At 63.3% G+C, this 24,267-nt stretch carries 15 protein-coding genes; 10 read left to right on the top strand and 5 right to left on the bottom strand.

What is annotated here, in order from left to right; all coding sequences use genetic code 11:
• Positions 1-23: 23 nt before the first annotated feature.
• Entirely contained in the window at positions 24-2,567 is a 2,544-nt protein-coding gene (locus ACRECS_RS19935) for a TonB-dependent receptor domain-containing protein (protein ID WP_431584697.1), read from the top strand.
• Positions 2,561-4,663 (top strand): Atxe2 family lasso peptide isopeptidase, encoded by a 2,103-nt coding sequence (locus tag ACRECS_RS19930; protein ID WP_431584696.1) that lies wholly within the window; start codon positions 2,561-2,563, stop codon positions 4,661-4,663. Before ACRECS_RS19935 ends, ACRECS_RS19930 begins: the two co-directional genes overlap by 7 nt.
• Positions 4,664-4,705: 42 nt before the next feature.
• Here the strand turns inward: ACRECS_RS19930 and ACRECS_RS19925 are convergent, their stop codons facing one another.
• Together ACRECS_RS19925 and ACRECS_RS19920 are read right to left on the bottom strand one after the other, a co-directional pair.
• Complete coding sequence (locus tag ACRECS_RS19925; RefSeq protein WP_431584695.1) at positions 4,706-6,466, bottom strand: ABC transporter ATP-binding protein/permease; 1,761 nt, start codon at positions 6,464-6,466, stop codon at positions 4,706-4,708.
• 834 nt (positions 6,467-7,300) lie between these two features.
• A complete protein-coding gene (locus ACRECS_RS19920) occupies positions 7,301-8,224 on the bottom strand; it encodes a helix-turn-helix domain-containing protein (protein WP_431584694.1) in 924 nt (307 codons plus the stop codon).
• A 466-nt stretch (positions 8,225-8,690) separates the two neighbouring features.
• Between ACRECS_RS19920 and ACRECS_RS19915 the strand changes: the two genes are divergently transcribed.
• The 7 genes from ACRECS_RS19915 (at position 8,691) to ACRECS_RS19885 (ending at position 19,679) form a co-directional block, all read left to right on the top strand.
• Positions 8,691-10,931 carry a TonB-dependent siderophore receptor gene (locus ACRECS_RS19915; RefSeq protein WP_431584693.1) on the top strand — a complete coding sequence of 747 codons (2,241 nt, stop codon included), beginning with the start codon at positions 8,691-8,693 and terminating at the stop codon, positions 10,929-10,931.
• A gap of 207 nt (positions 10,932-11,138) precedes the next feature.
• Positions 11,139-11,474, top strand: a complete 336-nt coding sequence (gene trxA / locus ACRECS_RS19910) for a thioredoxin (RefSeq protein ID WP_431584692.1) — start codon at positions 11,139-11,141, stop codon at positions 11,472-11,474.
• Entirely contained in the window at positions 11,471-12,298 is an 828-nt protein-coding gene (locus ACRECS_RS19905; RefSeq protein WP_431584691.1) for a hypothetical protein, read from the top strand. The genes trxA and ACRECS_RS19905 overlap by 4 nt, the downstream gene beginning before the upstream one ends.
• Before the next feature lie 9 nt (positions 12,299-12,307).
• On the top strand, positions 12,308-14,272 hold the full coding sequence (locus ACRECS_RS19900; RefSeq protein ID WP_431584690.1) for a S9 family peptidase: 1,965 nt from the start codon (positions 12,308-12,310) through the stop codon (positions 14,270-14,272).
• Between the two features lie 83 nt (positions 14,273-14,355).
• A complete protein-coding gene (locus tag ACRECS_RS19895) occupies positions 14,356-16,695 on the top strand; it encodes a S9 family peptidase (RefSeq protein WP_431584689.1) in 2,340 nt (779 codons plus the stop codon).
• A gap of 3 nt (positions 16,696-16,698) precedes the next feature.
• Complete coding sequence (locus tag ACRECS_RS19890; RefSeq protein ID WP_431584688.1) at positions 16,699-17,778, top strand: PLP-dependent cysteine synthase family protein; 1,080 nt, start codon at positions 16,699-16,701, stop codon at positions 17,776-17,778.
• Positions 17,779-18,014: 236 nt separating this feature from the next.
• Positions 18,015-19,679: a cation:proton antiporter gene (locus tag ACRECS_RS19885; RefSeq protein WP_431584687.1), complete on the top strand. Its 1,665-nt coding sequence runs from the start codon at positions 18,015-18,017 to the stop codon at positions 19,677-19,679.
• Position 19,680: 1 nt separating this feature from the next.
• On the opposite strand, the gene ACRECS_RS19880 is transcribed toward ACRECS_RS19885, so the two are convergent.
• Positions 19,681-20,619 carry an AraC family transcriptional regulator gene (locus tag ACRECS_RS19880; RefSeq protein ID WP_431584686.1) on the bottom strand — a complete coding sequence of 313 codons (939 nt, stop codon included), beginning with the start codon at positions 20,617-20,619 and terminating at the stop codon, positions 19,681-19,683.
• A 95-nt stretch (positions 20,620-20,714) separates the two neighbouring features.
• On the opposite strand from ACRECS_RS19880, the gene ACRECS_RS19875 reads away from it, so the two are divergent.
• The gene (locus tag ACRECS_RS19875; protein WP_431584685.1) at positions 20,715-21,779 is read left to right on the top strand and encodes an aldo/keto reductase; all 1,065 of its coding nucleotides are present in this window, start codon (positions 20,715-20,717) and stop codon (positions 21,777-21,779) included.
• A 63-nt stretch (positions 21,780-21,842) separates the two neighbouring features.
• Here the strand turns inward: ACRECS_RS19875 and ACRECS_RS19870 are convergent, their stop codons facing one another.
• A complete protein-coding gene (locus ACRECS_RS19870; RefSeq protein WP_431584684.1) occupies positions 21,843-23,603 on the bottom strand; it encodes an asparagine synthase-related protein in 1,761 nt (586 codons plus the stop codon).
• Entirely contained in the window at positions 23,600-24,262 is a 663-nt protein-coding gene (locus ACRECS_RS19865; RefSeq protein WP_431584683.1) for a lasso peptide biosynthesis B2 protein, read from the bottom strand. The genes ACRECS_RS19870 and ACRECS_RS19865 overlap by 4 nt, the downstream gene beginning before the upstream one ends.
• Positions 24,263-24,267 lie beyond the last annotated feature (5 nt).

Raw genomic sequence — 24,267 nt, 5'->3', positions numbered from 1 at the left:
CGCGCCCAATTCGGGGAGAGACCATGCGAAACGATCATCTGACCGGCTGCGGCCTTGCCGCCATCGCCTGTATGGCCTGCCTGCCCGCCACCGCGCAGGATGCCGGGCGCCGCGCGCTCCATCTGCCGGCACAGCCACTCGCTGTGTCGCTGCGCGCCGTGGCGCTGACTTTTGGGCGGACGGTCGCCGTCGATGCCGACCTTGTTGCCGGCCGGACCGCTCCTGCGCTCGACGGCACTCTGAGCTTCGATCAGGCATTGGCGACCCTGCTGGCGGGGACTGGCCTTGAGGCAGCCCCGGTCGGCAACGGTGTCGCAATCCGGCCGGCTGTGAGCATCGCCGATGCGCAAGGCGACATCATGGTAACCGGTACGCGCATCCGTGGCGCGCCGGTCGCGTCGACCACGATCCGGATCGATCGTGAGGCGATGCGCAATGCTGGGCAGTCGAGCGTCGCCGATGTTTTTCGCGCGTTGCCGCAGAATTTCGGGGGCGGGCAGAATCCCGGGATCGGTTCGAACGTGCCGTCCGGCAAGGGTGCGGATGTGAGCGGGGGCGCCTCGGTCAATCTGCGCGGGCTCGGCAGCGACGCCACGCTCACCCTGCTTGACGGCCGGCGGCTGAGCTACGACGCGGCGCGACAGAGCGTCGATGTTTCGGCGATCCCGTTCGGTGCGATCGATCGGATCGACGTGGTGCCCGACGGCGCCTCCGCCCTGTTCGGGTCGGATGCCGTGGCCGGTGTTGTCAACATCATCCTCAGGCGTGATTTCAACGGACTGGAGACCAGCGCGCGCGTGGCGGGCTCGACCGACGGGGGCAATTTCCAGCAGCAATATGGCGCGACGGCCGGACAGACCTGGGCGTCGGGCAGCGCGCTCCTGGCATATGAGTTCGCGCGCACCACGCCGATCACCGCCAGCGAGCGCTCTTATGCCGAAACGCGCACGCCCGGTGTCACGCTTTTCCCCTATCTGCGGCACCATAATGTGGCGCTGACCTTCCGCCAGGAGCTCGCGCCCGGCCTGACCTTCGATCTCGACGGGCTCTATAACAAGCGCCGGCGCCAACTCAGCGCGCCGCTTAATCCTGACGGCGATCTCTTGATCAGCCGGTTCGAGGGGGTCAATAGCGCCGAGTCCTGGGCGATCGCGCCATCGCTCAAGCTTACGCTTCCCGCCAAGTGGCAGGCGGTCCTGGCCGGCAGCCATGGCTGGAACCGAGTGCGCTACGGCGGAACCTATGTGTTCGGCTCTTCCGCGATCGACGCGGGGTCGGGGGCCTATCGCAACATCACCGACAATGTCGAGCTGTCAGCCAATGGCAAGCTGATCGACCTGCCCGGCGGTGCGGCGAAACTGGCGTTCGGCGCTGGCTTTCGGCACAATGGCTTTCAGCGCGTCTCGGCGCGGGGCGCACAGGAGCAAGTCGATCGCGGCCAGGACAGCTATTACGGTTTTGCCGAACTGAGCCTGCCGCTGGTCGGCCCCGGCCAGTCCGTCCCGCTAATCGATCGCCTCGATCTCAGCCTCGCAGCGCGCCACGAGCGTTATCCCGGGATTGGCACGGTGACGACGCCGAAGTTCGGTATCATCTACGCGCCGACTCCCGATGTCGCGCTCAAGGGCAGTTGGGGCCGCTCGTTCCGCGCGGCGACGCTCTACGAACAATATCTGCCCAGAACGGCCTATCTCTATAGCGCGGCAAGCCTCGGCGCCGCCGCCGTGCCTGGAGCGACCGCCATCCTGCTTGAGGGCGGTAGTCCTGACCTGCGCCCCGAGCGTTCGACCAATTGGTCGGCGACGTTTGCGCTCCATCCGCGCGCATTCGCCGGCGCGGAGCTCGAGATCAGCTGGTTCAGCGTCCAGTATCGCGACCGGATCGTCACGCCGATCCTGTTTGAGAGCGTGGCGCTGTCCGATCCGCTTTACCGGGCCCGCATCACCGCCAATCCGGCTCTCGCCACCCAGACCGCCGCACTTGCGCAAGCGGTCTCCTTCACCAATTTTGCGAATAGTGCCTATGATCCGGCGACCGTCATCGCGATCGTCGACAACAGCAACGTCAATGCCGGCCGCCAGACCGCGCGCGGCGTCGATGTGCTCGGACGCTACCGCTTCGCGCTGGGGGGCGGTACGATGAGCTCAACGCTCAACCTGAGCTGGCTCGACAGCGACCAGCAGATCGGGCCAGGCCAGCCACTCACACAGCTTGCCGGCGTGCTGTTCAACCCGCCACATCTGCGCGGGCGCGGCGAGCTCAGCTGGACTGGCGGCGCGCTCACCGTGACCGCCGATCTCAATTATATCGGTCCGGTGCGCGACGCCCGGGTGTCGCCTGCGGCGCGGATCGCAGGCATGATGCCGTTCGACCTCACCATCCGATACAAAACGGCCCGCGGTCGGCGGCTGTTCGACGGGATCGACATCATCGTCTCGGCGCAAAACCTGTTCAACGCCAAGCCCGCGCCGATCGCGACCAGCCTGTTCCTCGATACGCCATATGACAGCACCAATTACGCGCCGTTCGGCCGCGTGCTCGGCCTGACGGTAACCAAGTCGTGGTAAGGGGCCTGGCAAGCGCGCTCGCCCTTTTTCTGGCGGCCTTCCCGGCAATGGCGCATGCCGCGTGCGATGACCTGCTGCCGGATGTGGCACCCATGGCGGCCCGCGACATCACGACCCGCGACCTCGTGCGGATCCGTGATGTGGGAGACCCGGAAGTCGTCAATGGCGCGACCAGCCCCTATGCGCTTTCGCCGGATGGGCACAGCCTCGCCTTTGTGATTGTGCGGGCCGATCCGGCGACGAATATGGTCTGTAGTGCGCTGGTGGTGGCACCGGTCGACGGCAAGGGGGGACTGCGGATCATCGACCGGGGCGGGCGGCTGCCCCTGCTCGCCGGCCTGTTCCGCGGGCTTTTCATTACCACCGGCTTCCCGCAGCAGATCGCGCCGCTCTGGTCGCCTGACGGCCGGTCGGTGGCCTACCGCAAGCCGGTCGACGGGATTGTTCAACTGATCCGCGCGGCGGCAGATGGTGGCGGCGCCTCGGCGGTCACCCATGCGCCGGTCGATGTCGAGGATTTCGCCTGGACGCCCGACAGTGCGAGCATTGTCTATACCGCGCGTGCCGGCCGGATTGACGGCGATCGCCAGATCGAACGCGAGGGCGAGGCGGGCTGGCTCTATGACGCACGCGTCATTCCCGAGATCAGCTGGCGTCCCAATCTCTGGGTCAGGGATATTCCGGCGAGGGGATTCATCGTCGCGCTTTCCACCGGCGCAACGCGTGCGGCGTCGCCGGACGAGGAAACACTGGTCAATCGGGCACCGATACCGGGTTATCCCTATGATGTGGTCGCCGCTTCCGGGACCGGCGCCAGGGCCTGGACCATTCCGCTCAGCAAGCATCCCGAAGCACCATACCGGCTCTGGGCGACCGGTGCGCGCGGCGAGCGTATCGCCTGCCGGCTGGCCGCCTGTGTCGGTCGGATCTCGCGGATATTCTGGGACCGATCGGGGCGCTCGCTGGTTTTCCTCAATCGCGACGGCTGGCATGGCGAGGAGACCGTGCTTTATCGCTGGATACCGGGCAGCAACCGGTTGTCGACGGTGCTTCGGACGACGGACAGCCTGACCGGCTGCATCCAGGGCGGCATGACGCTGATCTGCGGCCGTGAGAATGCCACGACGCCGCGCCGCATCGTCGCAATCGACCTTGCAACGGGACGTGACCGGCTGATCTTCGACCCCAATCCGGAGTTCGGCCGGCTTCGTCTGGGGAGAGTCGAACGGCTGCGCTGGCGCAACGACCGCGGGCTGCCGGCCTGGGGCGACCTTGTCCTGCCACCCGGTTATGACGGCAAGGTCAAGTTGCCGCTCGTGGTGGTCGTCTATCACAGCCGCGGCTTTCTGCGTGGCGGCACCGGCGACGAATATCCGATTTTTCCGCTGGCCGCGAAGGGCTTTGCCGTTCTGAGCTTCGAGCGGCCGCCGGGTGTGTCGTCGTCCGACCCAGGCATCACCAGCTGGGAAGAGGAGTTGGCCGCCGACCAGCGAGATTGGAAGGAGCGGCGCAGCATCCATTCGGCGGTGATGGCCGGCATCGACAAGGCGATCGCGACCGGAGCGATCGATCCGGCGCGGATCGGCATTACGGGTTTGAGCGATGGCGCCTCGACGGTCGAGTACGCTTTGGTCAACTCGCAGCGTTTCGCGGCGGCGGCGATGAGCACATGCTGCGACGACCGGTTGACCTCGCTCGTGCTCGGCGGTGAGGCATGGGGGGATGCCAATCGCCGAGTTGGCTTTCCGCCCTCGGTCGATAATGATCACGCCTTTTGGAAACCGATTTCGCTCTCGATCAACGCCCGCATCATCACCACGCCGATCCTGTTCCAGGTCGCCGATCGCGAGACGGCATTGTCGCTCGAATCCTATGGTGCACTGCGCGAGGCGGGCAAGCCGGTCGAGATGTATGTCTATCCCGACGAATATCACTACAAATGGCAACCGCTGCACCGGCTCGCGGTCTATGAGCGCAACATCGACTGGTTCGCTTTCTGGCTCAGCCGGTACGAGGATCCGGCTGCGGACAAGCGGCGGCAATATGAGCGGTGGGAGAGCTTGCGCGCGGCAGCTCAGCGGCCGCCGCCCGGCTAGATGATGGCTGGACGAATCATGGCGACGGTTCTGGCAGTGGACCTAGATAGGCACTGAGACGGCGCGGCCTTGGGCAATGTTTATTGCGCGATCATGGAAACGAGCGACCGTTGGTCGATGGGCGACCGAAATGATTGCCGTGTTGGGCAGTGATTCTGCGAGTGCTTCATAGAGCTCTGCCTCCAGTTCCGAATCAAGAGCACTGGTCGCTTCGTCGAGGAACAGAAAATCCGGCGCGCGCAGCAAGGCCCTGGCGGCCGCGAAGCGCTGCTGTTCGCCCGGCGAGAGGATACGGCGCCATTCTCCCTTCTCATCCAGCCGGTCAACATAGGCGCCGAGAGAAAGCTTTTGCAGTGCTTGGACCAACGCCGCCCGAGCAATTCCTTCGGGAGAACCTGGATAGGCAAGCAAGTCCGTCAGCGTTCCGTCAGGCATATAGCCGCGCTGCGGCAGGAACATCACGCGATCGCGCGCGGGCATTTCGACCGATCCCGACCCGTTGGGCCACAAGCCGCCCAGCACGCGCATCATCGTGCTCTTGCCTGATCCCGATCGGCCGCGCACCAGCACGCGCTCACCCGAACCGATTTCGATCTGATCGACATCGAGCAGTCGACGCCCATCGGGCAGATCGATCGCAAGATTCGACATCGCCACCCGGTCACCGCGCTGGACGATGGCAATGCCGCTGGCGAGCGGTTCGGCGAGCACTTGTTCGAGCATCCGGATACGCGCGACACCGGCCCTGAGTGTCGCAATCTCGGCATAGGAGAGCGCGAAGAAGCTGAGGCTGGAGACCACGGTTTGGAAGACAGGAATGACAACCAGCAGTTGCCCGATCGTCATTTCCCCGGCCATGATTTGCGGGATGCTGAGGAGAACCGGCAGCAGACGCTCCAATATGGAGGCAATCGAGAGGTTGAACGTGAGCAATCGGATCTGGGCACCCGTAAACTTCCACCAGTTACGGCGGATCAACGAGAACATCGCGTCGGCCCGCTCCTTCTCGTGAGCGGCACCAGCCTCGAAGGCGATCGCCTCGCCATGCTCGCGGACCTGACCCAGCCCATGGCGGAAATCGGCGTTTAGACGCTGACGCACGATCTCGACGCGCGTGATTGCCTTGCCCGCAAAGTGCGCCCCGATCGTCCAGACTACCCCGAAAATCAATGCCGAGGTCATTAAGTGCGCAGGAAGGGAAAACGGAAGCCCGATGGTGCCAAGGGGGAGGGGTTTAGACAATTTCCAAAGCACGCCGATCGCTAGGACGAACGTCACGACAATCGTGATAAGTTGGGGCATCAGGACGACGATCTTATCGACGACCAGGAAAACGTCTTCCTGGATACGCTGCTCGGGATTTTCGATCCTGCCTTCGCGCTGGAGATGATAAAAGCGATTGCCTGCCATCCAGTCGCGGATGAACTTCAGCGTAAAAATACCCTGCCAGCGTATCGTGAAAATATACCTCGCTCCACCGGTCAGTATCTGGACGAGCATCATCCCGAGCAGGCTGAGCACACAGGCGACAAATGCCGCAGTGGTCTTATGGCCGTCTCGCGTGGCAAGCGCGTCCATCAACGCCCCCCACCGGACGGTGGTTAGAATCGCCATATATCCGGTGACGATACTTGCGCCGAGTATCAGCACGATGAGCGCCGACCCCAGCCAAGGATCGTTCGCGAGATATCGGGCAAACATCGAGCCCATATATTTCGTATCGCGCCAGAGCGTATCCCGCACGAGTTCTGGCGGCTTTTCGTCGATCGCCGCGCGCTCCTGATCCTCGATCGTCGCTATCATGATTTTGCGCGCGCTCCTGAAATTTGCTCCATGGACCCAGCGCTGTGGCGGCGCGTGCTTTGAAGATACGTTGAAAACTTGCGCCCGAAACGCTTGGCGCGCTGACGATACCGCCCGTGATATCCCGGGACTGAAACTCGCGCCACGCGTAAGCCGAAACTTCTTCCCGCTTGGTCCGGAGACTCTTGCCACGATCCGTCAGCGGATTGCTCCACAGTGTTCGAAGAGGGAATGGCAGCTGATCGCCCAGGGTAAAAGGTAACGCACCCGAGAGGCGTGGCGTTACTTCCGCAACGCTCGCCATTTTTGTATTTGTCCGGGACGCGTTTCAAAGTTCAAAATTCCCACGCAACTTCCAAAAAAGTAATGACTGCTTAAAGAAGATTTTACGTAATGGGCTATCGTCTATCCTCTTGAAACAGAAAGATTGTTCTCTTGTTCGCTTGAATGGGGTGCATATTAATATGCGTGACTGTTTCAGAGCGTTCGGGCAAAAAATTGGAGGGCTGAATGCAGGTTCATATGATCCCCGCAGGGATGATGTCGCCATATCGCGGTTCTGTCTTGCCCTACAGCTTATGATTGATTGTCTGAGAGTGGAACGGTCGAGGCGGGGTAATGCCCGCGAGCGGCCTTGGGCTAGCCTCGAAAGGACATGAGCGGCCTGTTTGATCAATGTGCCCGGCACATATGTTAGGAGCATGTTTTTGATGACTCCGCGACGGTCGCTTTTCTTCCGCGATCGCTTCGCAATCGGTTCACCAGGCCGGAGCCCGACAGACGGATCGGCGGCTCTCTGAGCTTGCTCCGGAAATTCAGCGGGCGGCGGGCGAATTAGCTCCGACGGGCATCAGGCGGAGAGACGCGGCGTCTCGCCTCATTCGCGGTCAGCCCAAAGCGGGCCTTGAAAGCGTGGCAGAAATGCGAAAACGACGTGAAGCCGCAATCGAAGGCGATTTCCGATATGCGCTGCGGATCTCGCGCGAGCCGGAATGCCGCTACCGAGAGCCGCATCGTTGACACCATCGTGCCGAAAGTCGTGCCTGCCGCGGCGCATGTCTTATGGATGCTGCTCAGCGAACAGCTAAGCGCGGCGGCGGCATGCTGTGGCGACAGGCCTTCCTGGCGGTAGTTCCAGGCAATGAAACGATTGATGCGGTCAAACTGCCCCTCTGGCTCGGCGTCGCCACGCCCCGCGATCAGAAGGCAGCGGTGCAACACATCGCCGAACAGGCTGACAAGGTCTTCCGCACCATCAGGGGTATTGCGCCGTCGCATCAGCTCCAGCACGGCCCGGAGCATCGAGGTCGAACCCAGAGCGCCGTCCAGGCGTTCGCGCGCGCCACTAAGGCCGCCACCAAACAGGTCAACAAGCCACCAGATCGGCAGTTCAAACCACGCCCCGGCAAAGTTGGCGCTGGTCGTCAACACCAGCGGTTCAATCGCGGTGAAGAGGAGAGCGTCGCTGCGGCGAAGGTCCCGGGTAACGTTGAACAATTCGACGCGGGCGCTTCCGGATTCTACCAACAGAAGCAGGAAAGTGCCGGCTTTGAAATCCGTTCGCCGCCCGCTGCCGCGCGTCGCGATGCGCAACGCGCCATGACGCAGCTCCCAGTAGCGAATTAAGTCGCAGATCCCGTTCGACGCATGCGTCGCTTCCTCAGCACCGAGCATTTCCGGGTGCGATTCTCCGAACAGGGTCTGGATCGCAGTCGACCAATCGTTTGCCGCGGGCGGCGCACTTTCCGTGTCCGTCATCATACTCCCTTCACCGGCACGAGCCGCGACAATGGCCCATATTACACGCTGAAGCAATTTATCGTGTGCTGAAGGGCAAGACAGATTGACAGCGGGGGTACATCTTTCAAAGCGTAGACAGGAAGGAGCCGGAACAGGATTCCGCCGGGCTACGCCGCATCAGGGAACGCTTAAGGCCGCTGCTTTGCGCTGCTTGCAGTATGCAATAGAGTCGTGTCCCGGCCCGTCCAGTCGTTGGATTTCCGGCCTTGGATAAGCTCGTGCAGCGGATAACGTCTATCGGGGGAATATGATGATCCGCATGCAACACAACCGACGCCCGTCCGTCCTTTTACTTCAAACGGCCAGCCTGCTTGGCCTTTGTACATTGCCTCAGATGGCATCGGCGCAAGCAGCTGCAGTGGATACCGCACTGCCAGCGAACACTGTCGGACAATCGGGCTCAGCGAACGAAGACCTTCGTAACGTGCCGGAACCGAAGTTCACATTCGAGGTGAAACCGGGATCGTTGAAGCGGGTGCTGGACGATATCGCCACCCAGTCGGGTTCCGCCTACCGCTCCGACGATGGGGTCATCCCTGCTCTGAAATCGCCGGGTGTCTCCGGCTATATGACGCTGCACGAGGCTGTCGTGCGCGCAATCGCGGGCACCGGTATCAGCGTGGTCAGCGTGTCACGCGGTCAGATCAGACTGGCGGCGCCGCAGGCCGGTGAAGCCGATATCATCGTCACCGCGCGCCGCGCCGCCTTCAAGGAGAACATCTCCTCGGCCGCGACCCGTACCGCAACGCCGCCACGCCAAACGCCGGCGATCATCGACACCGTTACGGCTGATGTGCTGGAAAGCCGCAACTCCTATTCACTGGGCGATGCGCTCCGCAACATCCCGGGTGCGATCTTCCAGGCAGCGGGGGCGCCGAACCAGGTTCGCTTCGGAGCGAGCAGCACGAATGGCGTCACCTTCACCGATGGTCTGCGCAATGGATCGCTGAGCGACAATCTGCCAACGCCGCTGGTCGATAGCATCGAGGTGGTCAAGGGCCCGGCCTCGATCCTGACCGGGACCTCAGTTGGCGGCGGTCTGGTGAATTTTGTCCCAAAGCGCGCCAACGGTGTCGCGCCCACGGAGATCATGCTGGGCTATGGGACCGGTCGCGAAACGATTGCGAGCGGCGACGTCAGCTACAAATTGCCGATCAAGAATCTCTATTTCCGCGTGATTGCGTTCGCGCAGCACGCAGCGCAGAATCCGGCAGGCGGCAATGAGCCTTATCAATATGTCATCACGCCGATGCTGGGTTATCGCGGCGACAACACGACACTGGATTTGAGCTTTCAATATTCCAATCAGCGCGTGCCGTTTACGCGTCGATCCTATTTTCCGACGACCCCGGTCGTCGGCCAACAATTCGTCCAACTCATACAGAGCGGCCCGGTCCAGTCACTGGCCGGTCTCTATAATCCGGATGCGCTGATTCGGATCGAATATAAGCAGGTCGGCTATAATGCCGAGCAGGTCCTGGCCGACAGCGGCGGGTTCCAGCTGAAGCTGCGCGCCCGCGGACTGTATCAGGACGGCAAGAAAGAAATCGCGGCCTCGGCCGTCTCCAGAGCCAATGCGAATGGCACATTCACCGTCGTTGGCATTTCGCAATATGCGCCGGAATGGACGACCAGCCACGCGGCCGACCTCTATGCCAAATTCAGCACGGGCCAGCTCGAGCATCAACTGATCATTGGCGGCGATTTCAATTACCGCAAATTCGGTCGGGCGGCAGGGGCGGTTGTAGACCCCGCTTTGACGTTGTCGCAGCAAGCACGGATCGCACCCATTCCCTATACCGGCGTGCGATCGGACGAACGATATCGCCAATATGGCGTTTTTATCCAGGACCAGATCAACTGGGGTCGTTTGCACCTTCTCCTGGGTGCGCGCCAGTCCTGGTATCACTCAACGACTCAATCGGCGCCGACGGTCGCAATCAAGGTCGTGGATACGCAAAAATGGACCCCGACCGCTGGCGCGGTGTTCGACGTCACAAAATGGGGATCGGTCTATGGCAGCTATACCCAGTCCTACACGCCGCAAAATGCGACTACGGTTACCCATACCGGAGACCCGCTGCCGCCGACGCTCGGCAAGCGCTATGAAGGCGGTATCAAGCTCGGATTGTTCGGCGACAAGCTCGATGTGAATGCGGCAATATTCTGGCTGAACACCGATAACGAGGCACGCATCGATATTGAGCATCCCACATACTCGGTCCCCGGACCGGGCCGAAAAACCCATGGGTTCGAAATTTCGGCCACGGGTGCCATCTCGCCGACGTTGAAGGTCACCGCCGGCTACACACATACCACCGGGATATTGATCAATGGCGATCCACTCGATCAATCGCCGACAAATGTCGCCAATGTCTGGGTGGTGAAATCCATTCCCGTGGGCGAAAGGTCGGGCTTCGATCTCGGCCTTGGCGGGAATTATTTCGATGGCTTTTATCTCGGAAGCCACAATTCCTACGTGTATTTCGGCCGTAAAAATATCTCGCTCGACGGGTCAATCGCTTATCATATCAACAAGCTCCGCCTCAATTTGACGGTCAGTAATATTCTCGATCGCAAAAATTATGCGCTGTCCGGCGCGGCCTTCCAGCTCGAGGATGCGCCGCCGCGCGTCGTCCGTCTGGTCGTGAGCACAAAGTTCTAGAGTGATAGGTTTGGCAGCGCGTCGAAACAGGGAAGGGCGGCCGCAGACGCGTGGCCGCCTATTCTCTTCTGGGTGCGAAACCATGCGGCGCGAAACCATGCCGGTGGTCGATACCTGATTGCCGCCCGCCACCAACCGGCCGCATCGCGCGCAACCTCGCCAGCGCCTGATGCTGATCCAGTCATAGTATAATCCAGGAGATTCAAGTTGAGCAACGTAAGCAAAGTGACGGCGGCCACCTTCGAGGCGGAGGTGCTCGGCGCCGAGCTTCCGGTATTGGTGGATTTCTACGCCGACTGGTGCGGTCCCTGCCGCGGGATGGAGCCTGCGCTGAAGGATGTCGCTCGCGAATATGCCGGTGAGGCACGGGTGGTGAAGGTGGATGTCGAGGCCGATCCGGAGTTGCAGACCAGATACGGCGTGCAGGGGCTTCCGACGCTTTTGATGTTCAACGGTGGCGACGTCGTCGATCGGATCACTGGAGCCGCGCCGCGATCCGCGCTCGCCGCAGTGATCGAAAAAGTGCTGGACGAGAAAAAATGAGCGCCTTTCATCACGACGCGGCGATCAAGACAAAAATATTGGCGGAGCTGGACGCAGGGACAGTCCCGGATAACGATGCATCGGCCGAGACACTCTCTGTCTGGGCTGATGGTGCGGGGTTGCCGCCGGCGCTGGTGCTGCTTGCGACCTATCTCACGCGTGGCGAGGATGAGAGCGGCCAGCGCTTCCTTCGCACGCTGCTCGAGCCTGCGGAGCCGGGTGCGAACTTGATACCGGTGGCTCATAGCTGGGTGGTGTGGGCGTGGGAAAATGCCCCCGCACCCTTATGTGTGGCGAGTGATGATCCACGCTATCGCGATGCCGGAGAAGCCATGGTCTCGCTGCATCGACGTGTCGCGGCGGGCGACACGGTCGAAAGTGGGGTCTGGCGGTCGGTCCGCGGTGCACTGAATCGGCTTGCCAATGGAAATGACGTGATGGCCGATGCCGCTTCTGTGCTGGCGGCCGGGTCCTGGGATTTCGCAACGGTGCCCGGCGCCGCGCACGATATGGCGAACGCGTGGGACAAGGCGGAGATGTCGCGGATCAATCGCGAGCAGAACTGGACCGATGCCGATCGTGGCCGCATCCAGGAAATCATCATTGAACAACGTGGCATTGCCGAGGAGAGGCTCGGCAAGGATGCTGAGCGGTCCGCCTTGACGACGGCCATGGTCGCCCAACTGGATACGCTGAACGATCCGCACTTGTTCCGTAACCGTGACGTGCGCGACCTGGTGTTGGCCGCCTTTGAACAGTTGAGGAAAGCGAGCAGCGCCGCGTTGATCGAACTGGTCCACGCCACCACTCAGGTCGAGGCTTGAGGCACGCAGATGGCAGTGACTGATCGGCTCGTCCCGCGCAGCGACTTTTTCGGCGATCCGGTGGTACGCGACGTCACCATCAGTCCCGATGGGCAATGGCTCGCCTGGCTTGCACCCGTTAAGGGTGTCGCCAACATCTGGCTCGCCCCGCGCGATCGTCCCGGGGAGGCGCGCGCTGTTACGTTCGAACGCCACCGCGCGCCGGGCGCGCCGTCCTTTGCCTATGACGGGCGACATCTGCTTTTCGCCAAGGATGGTGACGGCGATGAGAACAGCCATGTGTTCGCGCTCGAGCTTGCGGGTGGCGCGGCGCGCGATCTGACGCCAGTGCCCGGCGCGCGCTGCATGGTGATGGGGGCCAGCCGCCGGCTTCCTGGAACCTTGCTGGTTCTGATCAACGACCGCGATCCACGCTATCACGATATCTACAGCGTCGATATCGCGACCGGCGCCCGTGTGCTGATCGAAGCCAATGAAGCCGGTTATTCGACCTATCTGGTCGATGAGGACTTCCGCCTTCGCATCGCGCGCCTCTCGCGGCCCGATGGCGGGGCTGTGTTGCGTCGGCGGGCGGACGATGGCGCCTGGGTCGATTGGCAGGAGATCGGTCCTGAAGACGCGAATACCACCCGAGCCTCGCATCTGAACGCCGAAGCGGACACGGTCTATTTCTATGACAGCCGTGGCCGCGAAACCGCGGCCCTGGTGGCGATCGATCTCGCCGAGGGGACGAAATCCGAACTCGCTGCCGATGCCGAAGCCGATATCGATGGCATGCTGCTCAATGGCGAGACCTTGCGGCCGCTCGCCTGGGCGGGCGGGGCGCTGCGCCGGCGCTATCGTGCGATCGACCCCGCGTTCGAGCAGGATATCGCCCGGATCGACCTTGCCGTCCCGGGTGACTGGAGGCCAACCGGCCTCAGTGACGACATGCGCTTCTGGGTGGTCGCCGCAAGCGCCGACCGGCAGCCCGGCACGATCTGGCTCTACGACAGACAGCAGGGCAGCATCACCAAGCTTTTCGACATGCGGCCCGCGCTCGCCGCAGCGACGCTCGGACACACCTATCCGCTGCGGCTCGTCGCGCGCGATGGGTTGTCCCTGATCTGCTATCTGACATTGCCGGCGGGCACCGCTATGGTCCCGGAGAACAATCTGCCCGCAATCGCCGCAGCGCTGCCGCTGGTTGCGATCGTCCATGGCGGGCCCGCCACGCGCGATCGCTACGGTTTCGATGGCGAGGCGCAGTGGTTGGCGAACCGAGGTTATGCCGTGCTCCGCGTCAACTATCGCGGCTCGAGCGGGTTCGGCAAGGCATTCCAGGATGCCGGGAACCTGCAATGGGGCCTGGCGATGAGCGATGACATCGACGATGCGGTCGATTGGGCGGTCGCGCAAGGCATCGCCGATCCGGCGCGCCTGGCGATTAGCGGCGGCAGCTATGGCGGCTATGCCGTGTTGGTGGCAATGACCCGCGAACCGGGCCGCTATGCATGCGGGATCGATCTGGTTGGTCCGTCGAACCTCGAGACCCTGGTCGAGACTGTGCCGGCCTATTGGGCATCAATCCGCACTGCCTGGCTGCGCTCGGTCGGCGATCCGGCAACGGAGGAGGGCCGCGCTTCGCTGCGCGCTCGTTCTCCGATCCACCAGGCGGGTGCGATCACCCGGCCATTGCTGATCGGTCACGGCGCCAATGACCCGCGCGTCAAGCAGGCGGAAGCGGACCAGATGGTCGCCGCGATGGAGGCCAATGACGTCCCCGTCACCTATGCCCTGTTTCCAGATGAGGGGCATGGTTTTGGCCGACCTGCCAATGCCCGCGCCTTTGCGGCGTTGCGGGAAATATTCCTGGCCCGGTGTCTGGGCGGTCGTGCAGAGCCGATGCATGACCTGGAACGCGAGCAAAGCTCGCTCCAGATCGTGACGGGCAATGACTGGCTGACGGCGTCGATGGCGACGGTTGCGGCATGAGGGTCATCCGGGGACTGGTCATCGCGTTTCTCGCACTCACATCATGGCCGGGGGCGCGAGCGGAGGTGCCAGCCGGATATCGATTGCCGCCCGAACCAATCCGAACCATCCTCGACCACGCACCGACGCCGGATGTCCTGATCGCACCGGGCGGCGCTACGCTTGCGCTGCTGGACCGCGAGACCATGCCGCCGGTGCGGTCGCTCGCCGAGCCTGCGGTGCGGCTCGCGGGCCAGCGGCTGAACCCGCGTACCAACGGGCCGGTGGAAGCCCGGGCGCGCTGGCAGATCGGGATCACCCTGCAGGACGTCGCGACTGGGCAAAGCCATGTCATCTCGCTTCCGCGAGCCGGCCGGTTTTTCGCGGCAACCTGGTCGCCCGACGGGCGGTATCTGGCTTTCGTTCTGGGCGTTTCGACGGGTCTTGAACTCTGGATCGCCGATGCGCGGGACGGGACAGCCCGACGGTTGAGCGGGCCAAGCCTGAACGCCGCGTTCGGCACGGCTTTCTCCTGGCTCCCGAATAGCAGTGGCCTAGTGGCTCTGATGGTACCGCCCGGACGTGGTGCCGCGCCGGCGGCGGCCGCCACGGCGCCCGCACCGATTGTCGAGGAAAACGGTGGAGGCGTAATCGGCCGCCGCACCTATCAGGATCTGCTGGGCGGGCCTGCCGACGAGCAGGCATTCGACTATTATTTCACGAGCCGGATAGCCATTATTGGCCTGGACGGCACGATCCGCGCGATCGGCGCGCCGGGCCTTTATCGCACTGCGACTCTGTCGCCCGATGGTCGCTACTTGCTGATCGAACGGGTAAAACGGCCCTATAGTCATACCGTCCCTGCCGCCCTTTTCCCGACCGAGATCTCCGTGCTGGCGGTGGCCGGCGGCACGCTGGCCAAGCTGGTTGTCGATCGTCTGGCGGCCGACAAGGTGCCGGCCGACTTCGATGCGCGCGTGCCGGGGCCGCGTGATGTCGCCTGGCGCGCTGATGCCCCGTCGACGCTCATTTGGGTCGAGGCCCTGGACAATGGCGATCCGCAGCGCAGCGCCCCCATGCGCGACCGTGTGTCCATGCTGTCCGCGCCCTTTGACGGTACGCCAGCCATTCTGCTCGATGTGCCCGACCGGGTCGAGACGATCGACTGGGGCACCCCAAGCATGGCACTCGTCCGCACACGGTGGTCGCGAACCCGCATGGAAAGCTATGTCGTCACCGATCCTTCACGCCCCGATACGCAGCGCACCATCCTCCGGCGCAATTATCAGGGTCGCTATGATGATCCGGGCACCATTGCCGTGCGACCGGGCCCCCGAGGCGCGCCAGTCCTGCACCTGACTGCCGATGGCGGCGGCGTGTTGACCACGGGCCTGGGATTCACGCCGCGCGGCGCTTTCCCCTTTCTCGGGCGGCTGGATCTGACGAGCGGCGTGTTGACGAAGCTCTGGCAGTCGGACGCGGCCTATTTCGAGGTGCCGATGGGCATTGCCGATGCTGCCGGCACGCGCATCATCACGCGGCGCGAGAGCCGTGACGACACACCCAATTATTTTCTGCGCAGCCTCGCCGGCGGTGCTCCACATGCGCTCACCCACTTCGTCGATCCCGCGCCGCAGTTCGCCGGCGTCACCAAGCGGACGCTCGATTATGCCCGCGCGGATGGGGTGAAGCTTTCGGGGACGCTCTATCTGCCGGCCGGGTATCGCCAGGATCGCGACGGTCCGCTGCCGATGCTGATCTGGGCCTATCCCGAAGACTATACCGACGCCGCGGTCGCCAGCCAGACGATCGACATGTCGAACCGCTTTCTGCGCCCGGCAGGTGCAAGTCCGCTCTTTTTATTGACCCAGGGCTATGCCGTGCTCGATGGGCCCTCGATGCCGATCGTCGGGAAAGACGGCGCGCCGCCCAATGACAGCTATATCGCGCAGTTGACCGCCGATGCTGCGGCGGCGGTTGACGCCGCCGTTGCGACCGGCGCGATCGACCGCGGCCGGATCGCCATCGGCGGACACAGCTATGGCGCGTTCATGGCCGCCAACCTGCTTGCGCACACCGATCTGTTTCGCGCAGGGATCGCGCGATCCGGCGCCTATAACCGTACGCTCACACCCTTTGGATTCCAGTCGGAGCAGCGTTCCTATTGGCAGGCGACCGAGACCTATAATGCGATGAGCCCTTTTGCCTATGCCGACCGGATCAAGGCGCCGCTCCTCTTGATACATGGCGCGGCCGACGACAATGACGGCACTTTTCCGTTACAGAGCGAACGCTTCTATGCAGCGTTGAAGGGCGTGGGCGCCACGACGCGTTATGTCGTGCTGCCCTATGAGGCGCATGATTATCGCGCTCGCGAAAGCAATCTCGACGTGCTGGCCGAGATGGTCGATTGGATGGATCGACACGTGCAGGCTGGGCAATAACCGATGAGCGAGGATTCTGTCTGGCTGTCCGAGGCGGTCCGACGCATCGAGGCGGACTATAATCGCTCGGCGGACACGCATCTGATCCGCGTCGATCTTCCGCGGCATCCCGGTATCACGCTATATCTCAAGGACGAAAGTTCGCATCCGACGGGCAGTCTGAAGCACCGCCTCGCGCGCTCCTTGTTCCTTTATGCACTCTGCAATGCATGGATCGGACCGGATACTTGCTTGATCGAGGCGTCGTCAGGTTCGACCGCTGTGTCGGAAGCCTATTTCGCCCGGATGCTGGGGCTGCGTTTCATCGCGGTCGTGCCCACCACGACCGCGCCGCCGAAACTCGAGGCGATCCGCTTTTACGGGGGCGAGATCCACATGGTTGACGATCCGCGGAGCGTCTATCAGGTAGCCAGGAACCTGGCTCATGACGCAAAAGGCCATTATCTCGACCAGTTCACCTATGCGGAACGCGCGACGGACTGGCGTGGCAACAACAACATTGCCGAAAGCATTTTTGCGCAAATGGCGCATGAAGAACGCCCCATTCCCGATTGGATCGTGTGCGGAGCTGGCACCGGCGGGACATCGGCGACCATCGGACGCTTCATTCGCTATCAGCGGCACGCAACCAGATTGTGCGTTGCTGATCCGATGGCATCGATATTCCACCGCCATTTTGCCGACCGGACGGTCACGACCCTGCCGGAAGCCCGCGGTTCTTGCATCGAAGGTATTGGCCGGCCGCGGGTTGAACCAAGCTTCGTGCCAAGCGTGATCGACAGAATGATCGCGGTTGAAGATCACGAAAGCATTGGCGCCATGCGGGCAATCTCGAGGCATCTGGGACGCCGCGTCGGAGGATCATCGGGCACGAACCTCTGGGCGTGCGCCGGGATCATCGCGGAGATGGCGGCTGCCGGCAGAAGCGGCTCGATCATCACGCTGCTGTGCGACGGCGGCGAGCGATATGGATGCACCTATTATGACGACCATTGGCTGGCTGAACGAGGCATCAATTGGTCGAGCGCGGCGGCGTCCGTCGCGACGCTGTTCGAGAACCACGCGCGGTCTGCCGAAGCTTGATCGAGCGTGGCATCCCCACCGCCCAGGCTGCGCGTTGCTCGACGATCGCGCCCTGCAGGTCCATCGACCGGCTGTATCGCCAATTTTCATCAAAGTTTGAGCAAGGCGGATCTCAGATCTTGCAATTGCGTTGAATTGTCACGTGCTGTAAAAAGACAGCGAGTGTATTTTTTGCGAACCCCATCTGAGCTGTCGGGCAGCCAATGGGTCATCCGCCTTGTTGAATGGAGTGAGGCATGGCGGTCACCCATCTGCTCGTTGTCGTCATAGCCGCGATTGGTTTGACGATCTTCGCCGAGCGTCGACAAGTGCAGGCGCCACTTCTGCTCGCGGCGGTCGGCATCGCTGCGTCGATAATTCCCGGGTTTCCCGAAATTACGCTTGCGCCGCAGCTGATCCTTAGCCTCGTATTGCCACCGCTTCTCTATTCAGCTGCGCTCGAATTTTCCTTTTTCAGTTTCATGAAAAGGATCGGCTCAATCCTGAATTTGGGCGTTCTCCTCGTTCTGGCAACGACTGTCGCCGGTGGCGCTGTCGTCGGTCTGATGCTGCCTTCCTTATCGTTGCCGCTTGCCTTTGTGCTCGCCGCCGCCGTCGCGCCGCCCGACGCAGTCAGTGCCGTCGCGATCGGTCGAACGCTGGGTTTGCCGAGCAGGCTGATGACGATCCTGAAAGGCGAGAGCCTGATCAACGACGCTGCCGCGCTGACGCTCTTCTCGGCGACCGCCGCAGCAGCCACGGGGCGCCATACCTTGATTGGAAACGGCGCATTGTATTTTCTCTATACCGCGGTGGCGGGGCTGATCATCGGCATCGTCCTGGCCAGGCTGGTCCATGCAATCCGACGGCGACTGCTCAATCCGAGCTTGGTGACCGCTTTGGCGTTTTTGACCCCGTTCGCTGCTTATGCCTTGGCCGAGGAGGCCCATGCCTCCGGCGTCATCGCGGTGGTGTTTGCCGGATTCACACTGGGGCACAATGCGGCGCAAATGCCCTTTGCGGGCCGGATCCAGGAACGCGAAGTGTGGCGTGTGGCGGACACGCTGCTGGAAGCTTGCGTGTTCGCCTATATGGGGCTCCAGTTCAGGTTCATCATCAGCGATGCCGGCCAGAGCGGGTACAGTCTAACATCACTTGCGGCTGCGGCTGCGGCACTATTCGCGACAGTCGTTCTGATGCGCATGCTGTGGATTTTTGGGGCAGCGGAATTGGGACGGCTGCGCCGAAGGCTGAGATCGGCCACGGCGTCATCTCCTCGGCGCAAACTGGCCGAACCGCTCGGATGGCGTGAGAACCTCGTTCTGTCCTGGGCCGGCATGCGCGGGGTCGTCACGCTCGCTGCGGCCGCCGGTACGCCGCTTTTCACCGGGGAGGGAACGCCCCTGGCCGGTCGGGCGGCCCTGTTGCCGATCGCTTTTGTTGTCGCAATGGCAACCCTGCTTCTCCAGGGGCTCACTCTCCCTTGGCTGATCCGGCGTTTAGGTGTTGAAAGCGCAGAGGATATCGAGCGACGCCAGTTGGAGCTCAGTCACGCCTATGCGATCATGACGAAGGCTGGTGAGGCGGCGTTCGACGAATTGACAGCAAAACAGGGCAGCGCCGCTGACCTTTCCATGGCTCGGCTGATGCTCGAGAGGATGCAGCCTTTCATCGAGGATGGCACGGTGCCGGCGCAGCCGGGTCTTGTCCGATCTCACGCGAATGCACTCGTCGCGGCCGATGCCGTCCTGACCGCCCAGCGCAAGGCGCTTATCGCGGAGCGAAACGCCGAACGTCTCGAGGATGAGATTGTGCGCGATCTATTGACAGGGATCGACATCGAGCAGGCGGCCCTGCTGGCCCGCGCGGTACATTCTCCGCGCGAAGCGGGCAGCGTTGTTCGCGCCAGTCCACTGCCATAGGTCACGTCTCCAGAACGCACTCGATTTGCCTGGTTGCCTTACGATACTTCCCTGGGGACATCCCCAATATCCGGCTGAACGCATTGCTGAAGGCGCTCTCCGATGCGTAGCCGAGTGACCAGACAATGGCGGCGATCGATCGGGCGGTTTCGCTCAGGTCGCGTTCGGCCAACCGCATACGCCAGTTGAGGACATAGGTGAGCGGCGGGACGCCGACCATTGCCCTGAATCGGACCGCGAATGACGTTCTTGACATCGCGCACACCCTGGCGAGCGCCTCCAGCGTCCAGGGATATCCGGGTTCGGCATGGATGCTGTGGAGCGCGCGCGCGATCTGGTCGTCGGTCAACGCCCTCGACCAAGCCGTCTTCTCCCCTCCCTGGCTGGCCATGTGCAGACGAAGCGCTTCCACGACCATCAACTTCGGCAATTGCGACTTGAACACCTCGGCACCTGGGCGGTGCTCGAACGTCTCCTGTGCAAGAAATTCGATCAGCGAACTCAGCTTCGCGGCGGCGCCATCTTGGTCGTGGACATGGATGAATGGCGGCAGGATATTGATCAGAAGCGCGGCCCGTCGCGCATCTACCGCCACGAGCCCGGCGATCATCTCGAAATCAGAGCCGGTGCCTAGACGCCGGATGCCATGCTCGTCACTCGCAAGGGGGGTGCTGGATGCCGTTGGTAACAGGTCAAGGGCGCTCGCCATTGTGAGTGCGCGCGCGCCGTTGGTTATGACGACGTCGCCCGCGACGAAACGCCGCGGCGCTGAATCATCGTTGACGACAAGCCAGCAACCGCCGCGCATCGCTGCACAGAATTTCACGGTTTCGCTGTGCTCGAACCGGTGTGCCCAATCTCCTCCGGCGATCAGCGTGCCGGAGGTCAGGCAACGGGCATTCGATAAATTCAGGATGTCGGATAACGGGTCAGATGGCATGAACCGAACTATCTCTCATAAAATACGTACGATCAAGCATCATTCATTCGCAAATTCCACAGTAGGATGCTCTTTTTGAGGAATGGATAAATTGCATGCCGCTCGACCATTATATCACGCTCGGCCGGTCCGGCCTGCGGGTCAGCCCCTTTTGTCTCGGCACGATGACCTTCGGCGAAGATTTCGGCTGGGGTGCGAGCCCGGAGGAATCCAACAGAATGTTGGCCGAGTATCTCGGCCGCGGCGGCAACTTTATTGATACCGCCAACATCTACACAGGCGGCCACTCGGAACGGATCGTCGGCGATTATCTTACCGGGAATGGCGTGCGACGCGACGGCATCGCGCTCAGCACAAAATTCTATTGCAGCCTGTTCCAGGGCGATCCCAACGGCGGTGGCGCCGGTCGCAAGGCGCTCATTCAGCAGTGCGAAGCATCACTCGGTAGACTGAAGACGGACTATATCGACATCTATTGGCTGCATAACTGGGATCAGACCGCACCGATCGAGGAGACGATGCGCGGCCTTGACGATCTCGTCGCCGCCGGCAAGATCCGCTACATTGGCTTCTCCGACGTGCCTGCGTGGCAGACCGCGGAGGCGCAGACGATCGCCCGTTTCCGGGGATGGTCGCCGATCATCGCCCTGCAGCTCGAATATTCGCTCCTCGAACGCACGAGCGAAGGCGAGTTGATACCGATGGCGCAAACAATGGGTATGGGCGTGATGCCCTGGTCGCCGCTCAGGAGCGGCTTCCTCACCGGCAAGTGGCGGCGCGGCCATACCGACGAGGTGGACACCAGGCGCGCGGGGCTGGTCGGCCGGCCGAGCGAGGCCGATTACAACGTGATCGAGACGCTGGTCGACGTCGCCGAAGAGGTCGGGAACAGTCCCGCGTCCGTCGCGCTCGCCTGGATTCATGCCCGACCTGGCATTAGCTCGACGCTGATCGGCGCACGCAGTCTCGACCAGCTTCGTATCAATTTGGACGCGCTGGATGTCCAACTGACCGATGGGCAGATCGCCAGGCTCGAGGAGGTGTCCAAGCCGAAGCTCAACTTCCCGGCCGAGAACAACGCGGTCTTGGGGCCGGTACTTGGCTTCCCCGGCACAACGATCGACGGACGCACCGTTCCCGGCTCGTCGCGGTTCAAATGAGCTAAGTCGGATGTCGGCCAGATCGACGATGCATCGTCTCGAAGAGATGCTGGCGCTGCGACTTCAAAAAGGTTCGGCCCGGTCCGCGAGGATGCCGCGTGCCCAGCTCTCCGTATCGGCAAGCTTCAGAAGACGGCCGAATCCGGTCCCGTGCGGCGGTCGCGGATCGTCGATCGCGGCGATGATCGCATCGCGGTCGAGCAGCCCGGCCGCTGCAAGCACACCGCTGCCAAGATGGTCACGGATCCACAGGCGGTTGGTTTCGAACAACAGGGCGACAAAGCTGTTCGGCGATCCCTTACTCCGCCGCCAGACGATTTCGGGTGGAAGCAGCGGCTCGAACGCCCGCCGTGCCGTCGCGCGGTTGCGCCCGTGCGCGAACCAGTCCCAGCTGGGCACGCGCAGGCAGTGCTCGACCAGCGGCTGCGATACCAGTGGCGAGATTGTGCATTGTCTGGTGCCGTGCGGGCCGTCCTCGACATAACCCTGGGCAGCGACCAGCAGCGCGATGTGCGCGGCGCGCCCCGGTCGTGCGAACGCGACATTGTCGAGCCAGGGATGGCGCACCGCATCGCCGGCAAGACCGCAGACCTCGCCAGCGAGATAGCGAAGATCGACGGTCCATCGGAATGGACGGTCGGCCTGACGGGCGCGCGCAATCGCGCGCCAGGCGACTTTCCAGTGCGACGTATCGGCAAGCAGGCCGATGTCCCGGCACAGCCGCCAGAAATGCGGTCGCCCTGCCGGGTCCAACCATGCGTCCGCCGCGGGCGAGGGCGATTGCAGCGAGCAGAAGACATTGTCGCCGCCGCCGCCATCGACCAGCCCGTCGCACCCCATTGCGGCTGCCTGGTCGAGCGCCAGTGCATGGACGTGCTGCTCGAAACTTCGTGCGACCGGACGCGGCAGGCGCACCGCCGCCAGCCGCTCGATATCGGGCTGCCCCGAGGCCATGTCGCGCTCGACCAGCGGCCTGCCGATCCGTGTCGCGACCGCGCGGGCATAGTCGCGCTCGTCGGCGGTCGGGTTGGTGGTCATCAGGTTGAGACAGGCAAAGTCGCGGCCAGCCGCGGCGAGGCAGGCGGCGGTGATCGAGGAATCGAGCCCGCCCGAGAGCAAGAGGAGCGGCCGGGCGAGCCTCCCCGTCCTGCGCGTTACGCACGCCACCGCTTGATCGCGCAAGCGCCGCGCGGCCTCTTCCGCATCGTCGATGCGCCGCGCCGGCGCCACGAAGGTCCAGGGCGACCAGAGCCGCTCGCGCGTCACGGCGCCGCGCGCGATGGTGAGGCGGTCGCCGCCGCGCACCTCCTCGATCCCGCTGATGCACGTCGTGTCCTGCCGGAGGTCGCCGGCGATCAGCTGGCGCGCCACCGCGTCCTGATCGATCGCGAAGCGCGGCGCGCCGCCGAGGCTGAGGGCATCGATATCGGACGCAGCGAGCAGGCCGTCTCCGGTCTTTGTCCACAGGCAGGGCAGGTCGCCGAACGGCGCGCGGAGCAGTGCGACCGCCTCGCCAAGCAGGAGGATTGCGACATAGCCGCCCCAATAGGCCTGGAGGAGATGCCGGCCGGCGGATCCGAGGATCGCGGCAATGGCTGCAGGCGGGAGCGTTTCGAGCGCGTGCGGTGCCCCCGGTACGAATAACGCGCCCAGCACCAGGCCCTGTTCGCCAAGGGTTATGGCCGGCGTGCCCGGCGCGATCGCGACGATCAGTCCGGGCATATCGAACGCGATCGCGAGCCCGTTCTGCCGGGCGCGCTGCCGGAACCGGTCGCGGGCAAGGTCACCGAACTCGCCCCCGAGCACGAACCGCGCGCGCTTCATACGACCAGGATCGGGGTGAACTGGCGCGCGACCTCGACGCGCTCGTTGACCAGTACATCCCTCCACTGCACCCAGGCATGCGCCTGGAACGGAGCAAGCTGCACCGCGACGACGAGATCGGGCATCACGCCAAGCGCGAGCAACCGGTGCGTGATCGCGATCGCCCGCGGCAGGCAGCGGTCGTGCGCGCTGACGAAGGCGCCGGCCGCATCGAACGCTGTCGCGATGGCCGCGACACGGTCGCAGCGGGGGTGTGCGTTCCGTCGCGCCTTGCGGCGTCGCAGACGGGCGATCGAACGCGCGAATCCCGCCAGGCGAAGCTCGATCCGCACGGCCGAGAGATGGAGAAGCGCGAGCGAGAGATCGAGCGGATGGGCTCGGTCGATCCCGGAGTCGAGCAGGCTGGCGACAGCAGTGGGCGGCGCGGGGCAGGGTGCGATCGGTATCGCGCCGTCGCTCTCGACGAGCAGTGTCGCCCGGGCAAGGCCCGCCAGCCGCGTGCGGTCGCCGGGTTCGAGCCTGGCGCCGCGATAGAGGTGCGTGAAGGCGCTTTCGGCCGCACGCGACAGGCAGAAATAGCGATCCGCAGGCAGGTCGAGGAACAGCAGCCGGTCCTCGACCGCGCAGAAGGAAAGGCCCGCGCGCAGCATATAGGGCATCGCGG

The organism is Sphingomonas sp., from assembly GCF_050725575.1.
Classification (GTDB): Bacteria; Pseudomonadota; Alphaproteobacteria; order Sphingomonadales; family Sphingomonadaceae; genus Sphingomonas.
The sequence above is the reverse complement of the archived record's forward strand: the minus strand, read 5'-3'. Positions and strand labels throughout refer to the sequence as shown.